Here is a 6,362-nt window from a genome sequence, read left to right on the forward strand (position 1 = left end):
TCACTGTAAAATAGAAAACAATCCGATTGTAACAGATAGCACATTCACTTTGGACCCCAAAAAAGGGGTACGGTTCCTATGACACAAGAGATTAACCTAAAAAGCGAGATCACAGCAATCCAAACAGGTCTTCGATTAGACCAAGCTTTGGCTGAATTGTTCCCTGATTATTCCCGTACACGCATCAAAGAATGGATCCTATCTGGTGCAGTTTCTGTCGATGGCGTTGTTGTCGATATACCTCGTGAGAAGGTACTAGAGTCGCAGTTAATTGCGGTAGAAGCAACGCTTGAGGAAGAAGTAAAAGATAAAGCACAGAATATTGAGCTTAATATCGTTTATGAAGATGAGCATATTATTGTTGTAAATAAGCAAGCTGGCCTGGTGGTTCACCCTGGTGCTGGTAATGCTGACGGCACATTATTAAATGCGTTATTACATCATTGCCCTGACATTGAGCACGTACCACGTGCGGGTATTGTCCATCGTTTAGATAAAGACACGACTGGTTTAATGGTTGTGGCGAAAACGGTTGAAGCGCAAACCCATTTGGTAACAGCTTTGCAAGCCCGTGACATCGTTCGTGAATATGAAGCGATTGTGATTGGTACTATGACTGCTGGTGGCACTGTTGATGAGCCGATTGAACGTCATGAAACTCGTCGTACACAAATGGCAGTGATCATGGGCGGCCGTCCTTCAGTGACGCATTACCGCGTTGCTGAAAAATTCAGAGCACATACTCGTTTAAGACTACGCCTTGAAACAGGTCGTACTCACCAAATTCGTGTGCATATGGACTACATTGGCCATGTACTTGTAGGCGATCCGGTTTACGGTGGTCGTCCTCGTCCGCCTAAGAAAGCCAGCCCTGAGTTTTTTGATATCTTGAAAAACTTCAATCGTCAGGCTTTGCATGCAGTACGTTTAGAGTTAGCGCACCCTTTCACACATGAAATCATGTCGTGGCAGGCGCCTATTCCAGAAGATATGCAGATGCTGGCCAAAGCAATGCGTAAAGATACTGAAGAAAACCCGATTGAGTACCTGTAAATTTATTGATTAAAGGCTAAATCGTGTATAAAGCCAGTTGGCCAATTCCTGAAAATGTCGGCATCGCCATGACCCATCGTCATGGCGGTGTTAGTAAGCCTCCCTTCGACAGCCTTAATTTAGGCTTACATGTCGGTGATCTTGCTTCAGATGTATTAGCCAACCGCGCTTTAATTCAACAACAGTTATTGATTGCTTCTCCATTGTTATGGCTCGAACAGGTTCATGGCACTGAAATCATTGACTGCTCAAATTTATCAGTCGCATCTTTAGCAAACAAACTCCCGCCTAAAGCTGATGGCAGTTATTCATCTTCAGCGCATATTTCTCTAGCAATCATGACCGCTGATTGTTTACCTGTACTACTGTGTAATAAACAGGGTACTGAAATTGCTGCAGTACATGCAGGCTGGCGTGGCTTATGTGATGGCGTGATTGAAGCGGCAGTTGATAAATTTAATTGCGAAACCACAGATATTATGGCTTTTCTTGGTCCAGCTATTGGCCCTGAAGCGTTTGAAGTCGGCGCCGAAGTAAAACATCAGTTTGTAGAGCAACATCCTGACTCGTCGCAGTTTTTTAAGCCTGTTGCTAATAATCTCCAAAATGATTCGAATAAATACCTCGCTGATTTAGCTTCCTTGGCAAAACATCGCTTAACATTACTTGGGGTCAACCAAGTCTTTAGCGCTGATATCTGTACTTTTTCAAGTCAGGATTACTTTTCGTATCGCCGCGATCAAAAAACAGGTCGAATTGCTTCACTTATCTGGTTAAAGTCTTAATCTGTTTTGTCGATTTGATCTGCATCAATTAATCTGCCCATATTTAATTGAATTTCAGTGTCTATATTGAATTATCGATAAACATCCCCATATTTTAATTATCAAAACATTCCGTTTTTATTAAATTGTGTAGGAGGCCGTATGAGACTCGATCGTATGACCAATAAGTTTCAAATCGCCATTTCAGATGCCCAATCATTGGCATTAGGGCGCGATCATCAGTTTATTGAACCTATTCATTTGATGATGGCGTTATTAAATCAAGATTCAGGCTCAATCCATCCTTTACTTACTCAAGCTGGTATCAATGTTAGCGGTTTACGTTCATCTTTGAGTCAGGAGTTAGAGCGACTGCCGCAAGTGGAAGGTACGGGTGGTGATATTCAATTATCCCAAGGCCTAATTCGACTACTGAACTTGTGTGACAAGCTAGCGCAAAAACGCAAAGACAAATATATCTCGTCAGAGCTTTTTGTTATGGCGGCTCTTGAAGGTAATGATGCCTTAAGTAAGTGCCTAAAAGATGCTGGCGCCACAAAGGCATTACTGGAAACGACTATTGAACAAATTCGTGGTGGCCAGAAAGTAGATGACCCCAACGCTGAAGATCAGCGCCAAGCATTAAATAAGTTTACTGTCGATCTCACAGAGCGTGCAGAGCAAGGCAAACTTGATCCTGTGATTGGCCGTGATGAAGAGATCCGCAGAACGATTCAAGTATTGCAACGCCGTAGTAAAAATAACCCAGTATTAATTGGGGAACCTGGTGTGGGTAAAACCGCTATCGTTGAAGGTTTAGCTCAGCGCATCGTTAACGGCGAAGTACCAGAAGGCATTAAGAATAAGCGCGTGTTGTCTCTGGATATGGGCGCATTGATCGCTGGTGCAAAATACCGTGGTGAATTCGAAGAAAGATTAAAAGCTGTATTAAACGAATTGGCGCAAGAAGAAGGCCAAGTCATCTTATTCATCGATGAACTGCACACTATGGTAGGTGCAGGTAAAGGTGAAGGGGCGATGGATGCTGGTAACATGCTCAAGCCAGCTTTAGCCCGTGGCGATTTACATTGTGTTGGCGCGACAACATTAGATGAATATCGTCAATACATCGAAAAAGATGCAGCGTTAGAGCGCCGTTTCCAAAAAGTGCTTGTAGAAGAGCCAAATGTAGAAGACACGATTGCTATTTTACGAGGTTTAAAAGAGCGTTATGAATTGCATCATCATGTTGAGATTACCGATCCTGCTATTGTTGCTGCAGCAAGTATGTCGCATCGATATATTTCAGACAGAAAGTTGCCAGATAAAGCGATTGATCTTATTGATGAGGCCGCTTCAAGTATTCGGATGCAAATAGACTCGAAACCGGAAGCATTGGACAGGCTGGATCGTCGAGCAATTCAATTAAAGCTAGAAGAACAAGCGTTAATTAAAGAAGAAGATGAAGCGAGCCGTAAACGTTTATCTCACTTGCAGGTAGAACTTAAGCAAGTTGAAGAGAAAGCCGGTGAACTAAATGAAATATGGCATACAGAAAAAGCCGCCCTTGCGGGCACTCAGCATATTAAAGCTGATTTAGAGCAGTCTCGAATGGATATGGAAGTGGCGAAGCGTGCAGGTGATTTAACCCGCATGTCAGAGCTACAATATGGCCGTATCCCTGAATTAGAGAAACAACTCGATTTAGCGTCACAAGCTGAGATGCAAGATATGACCTTATTACGTAATAAAGTCACCGATGCCGAAATTGCCGAAGTGTTATCAAAAGCCACAGGTATACCTGTGTCGAAAATGCTTGAAGGTGAGCGTGATAAATTATTGCAAATGGAAGAGGCATTGCATCAAAGAGTTATTGGCCAAAACGAAGCAGTAGAAGCTGTATCGAATGCGATAAGAAGAAGCCGAGCAGGACTTGCAGATCCCAACCGTCCTATTGGTTCTTTCCTGTTTCTAGGTCCTACTGGTGTGGGTAAAACTGAGTTGTGTAAATCGCTGGCGACGTTCTTATTTGATACAGAGTCTGCAATGGTTCGCATCGATATGTCAGAGTTTATGGAAAAACATACAGTATCTCGTTTAGTCGGCGCGCCTCCGGGCTACGTAGGTTATGAAGAAGGCGGCTATTTAACTGAAGCCGTTCGCCGTAAACCTTATTCGGTCATTTTATTAGATGAAGTGGAGAAAGCGCATCCTGATGTGTTTAATATTTTACTTCAGGTATTAGATGATGGCCGCTTAACTGACGGTCAAGGTCGCACGGTAGATTTTAGAAATACCGTGATCATTATGACCTCGAACTTAGGCTCTGACATTATTCAGGATGGTTTTGCATCTCAAGATTATGCGCAAATGAAATCGTCTGTGATGAATGTGGTAACCCAAAGTTTTAGGCCAGAATTTTTAAATCGAATAGATGAAACCGTCGTGTTCCATCCTTTGGCTGCAGAGCATATTGCTCACATTGCCGAAATTCAGTTAGAAAACCTTAAGCATCGTTTAGCAGAAAAAGACTTCACTATGTCTATTTCTAAAAGCGCATTGGCACTGATTGCTGAAGCTGGCTTTGATCCGACCTACGGTGCACGTCCTCTTAAAAGGGCTTTACAACAGGAAATCGAAAACCCATTGGCACATTATTTATTAAAAGGGGAGTTACTTCCGGGTAAACCGATTTTAATTGATGTTGAAGATGGCTTGCTGACATTTAAGCAATAATCAAACAGCAAATGAAACTTAAAAAGGAACCTGAATGGTTCCTTTTGTATTTTTTGCTCAGTAAATAAGTGAATGAGCATTAAATACGACGTTGACATAACTTGATGGTGGCTAATTATTGAACTAATTTAATTGAAGGAGTCATAGGTAAGTTCACCTCAATTCAAGTCAAAAGGATATAACATGAAAAGAACCGTCTTGTTAAGTATCGCATTAGTTTCGATTGCAGTAACAGGTTGCAGTAGTTCACCAGAACGAAGCGATGGCACTGAAGTTATCGGTGTCGGCAATGTTGAATACAATAGTCTTTATCATTTTGGTTATAACAGGGGCTGTACAAGCGCTATCGCGCAAAACACATCTAACGAATCACTGGAATCAATGAAGGATAAAACGCTACAAGGCATTGACCCATTTGAAGATGGCTGGCGATCAGGTACTGAAACATGCAGCAATGGAGAATTCAAATCTATGTACACTGTTGGTAATGCTGGTTAGTGTTTGAATAATGACAGTGAGTTAGATTGTTAGTTTTTAATTAGTAAATAGTAGATATCAAAAAGGAGCCGAGGCTCCTTTTCTATTTTGATCTAAATTACACAGCGAAATCTTACTGACAAAATAGCTTAATGCGTTCTTCACTCTTTTCTATCTGCTCTAAACGTTCTTCTTCTGTTACGACTACTTCCTCTCCAGTCTCTTTATTAGTGCGATGCAAATTTTGATAACTATTTAACACATTCAAACTATGCTTAGCACTTTCACAGATTGAGGCAGCTTGCTCGGCATCCTTTTCTTTAATAAGAGCTGCTTTTTGAGCTAAGTCAGATTGTGAAGAAGCTTGACTTGAAGTCGGTGTATTAGGTAATACGGGAACATAACCCACTTGAGCAGGCTCGATGTCTTCGCTGTATACTTTTTTAGAATCTACATCTTCAGGGGGTTGTTGGCTGTAATGAGACACACCATCTTTATCTACCCAAGTATAAATAACGGTAGCAAAACTAACATGACTAACACTCAAACAAAGTAATAAAGCAAATAGACGTAAATTGAACATAGATTTTCCTAGATGGTGAAGCGTAATTTTCCCTAATAAAAATAAAATAGGCTAAATAGCCGATAAAACCAATAGCTAAGTAGATATTGTTGATGCTTATTGCTGCTATAAATGGAAATCAACAGCAACAGAGTCACTATCTGAAGCGAACTTGATAAACGTCAAATCCCTCTCTAAACCAGTAAACGGAGCATTTTAGTAGAAAAACACTTCATAATGGCTAACTATTGTTCAGTTGAACTGAGTTTGCAATAAAACTGCAAAAAAGCCCTTGCGCGAAAATATGATTTGCCTATAATGCGCATCCACTGACACGGCAGAGCGCAATAGCGAAACACTGAGTCAGGTTGATTTGAGATGGTTTTAACCGCTTCAAATTAACGGCAAAAAGAAGTTTGAAAAAACACTTGACGCCAACGAGGGAAAGCGTAGAATACGCATCCCTGACCAACACGGTCAACGCTCTTTAACAATCAAACAAGTAAATCTGTGTGGACACTCACAGGTGTTGAGTTAATCGAAATTGTCACTTAGGTGGCAATCAAAATTATTATCAATGTAACGATGAGTGTTCATAGCAATATGTAACAAACAGGATGTAGATTCTTCCGAGTCTGCATAATGTAATCAGAATTCATTGAGCCGAAGCATTTTCGAATGTTTCAAAAAAACTTTAATTGAAGAGTTTGATCATGGCTCAGATTGAACGCTGGCGGCAGGCCTAACACATGCAAGTCGAGCGGTAACAG

Annotated in this window: 5 protein-coding genes and 1 rRNA gene; 5 read left to right on the forward strand and 1 reads right to left on the reverse strand. The window is 41.2% G+C overall.

Features of this window, described 5'->3' with window-relative positions:
* Window positions 1-78 precede the first annotated feature (78 nt).
* The 4 genes from rluD to LMH66_RS03650 all read left to right on the forward strand — a co-directional run bounded on the left by rluD (window position 79) and on the right by LMH66_RS03650 (window position 5,051).
* Window positions 79-1,053, forward strand: coding sequence for a 23S rRNA pseudouridine(1911/1915/1917) synthase RluD (gene rluD / locus LMH66_RS03635; RefSeq protein WP_102527792.1), 975 nt, complete (start codon window positions 79-81; stop codon window positions 1,051-1,053).
* A 23-nt stretch (window positions 1,054-1,076) separates the two neighbouring features.
* Window positions 1,077-1,838, forward strand: coding sequence for a peptidoglycan editing factor PgeF (pgeF, locus tag LMH66_RS03640; protein WP_229368571.1), 762 nt, complete (start codon window positions 1,077-1,079; stop codon window positions 1,836-1,838).
* A 141-nt stretch (window positions 1,839-1,979) separates the two neighbouring features.
* Window positions 1,980-4,553 (forward strand): ATP-dependent chaperone ClpB, encoded by a 2,574-nt coding sequence (gene clpB, locus LMH66_RS03645; RefSeq protein WP_229368572.1) that lies wholly within the window; start codon window positions 1,980-1,982, stop codon window positions 4,551-4,553.
* Between the two features lie 183 nt (window positions 4,554-4,736).
* Window positions 4,737-5,051: a hypothetical protein gene (locus LMH66_RS03650; RefSeq protein ID WP_229368573.1), complete on the forward strand. Its 315-nt coding sequence runs from the start codon at window positions 4,737-4,739 to the stop codon at window positions 5,049-5,051.
* Window positions 5,052-5,163: 112 nt separating this feature from the next.
* On the opposite strand, the gene LMH66_RS03655 is transcribed toward LMH66_RS03650, so the two are convergent.
* A complete protein-coding gene (locus tag LMH66_RS03655; protein ID WP_229368574.1) occupies window positions 5,164-5,613 on the reverse strand; it encodes a DUF4124 domain-containing protein in 450 nt (149 codons plus the stop codon).
* Window positions 5,614-6,287: 674 nt separating this feature from the next.
* On the opposite strand from LMH66_RS03655, the gene LMH66_RS03660 reads away from it, so the two are divergent.
* Window positions 6,288-6,362 (forward strand): 16S ribosomal RNA (locus tag LMH66_RS03660); the annotation flags it as partial.

This window comes from Shewanella sp. 10N.7 (assembly GCF_020806285.1).
Classification (GTDB): Bacteria; Pseudomonadota; Gammaproteobacteria; order Enterobacterales; family Shewanellaceae; genus Shewanella; species Shewanella electrodiphila.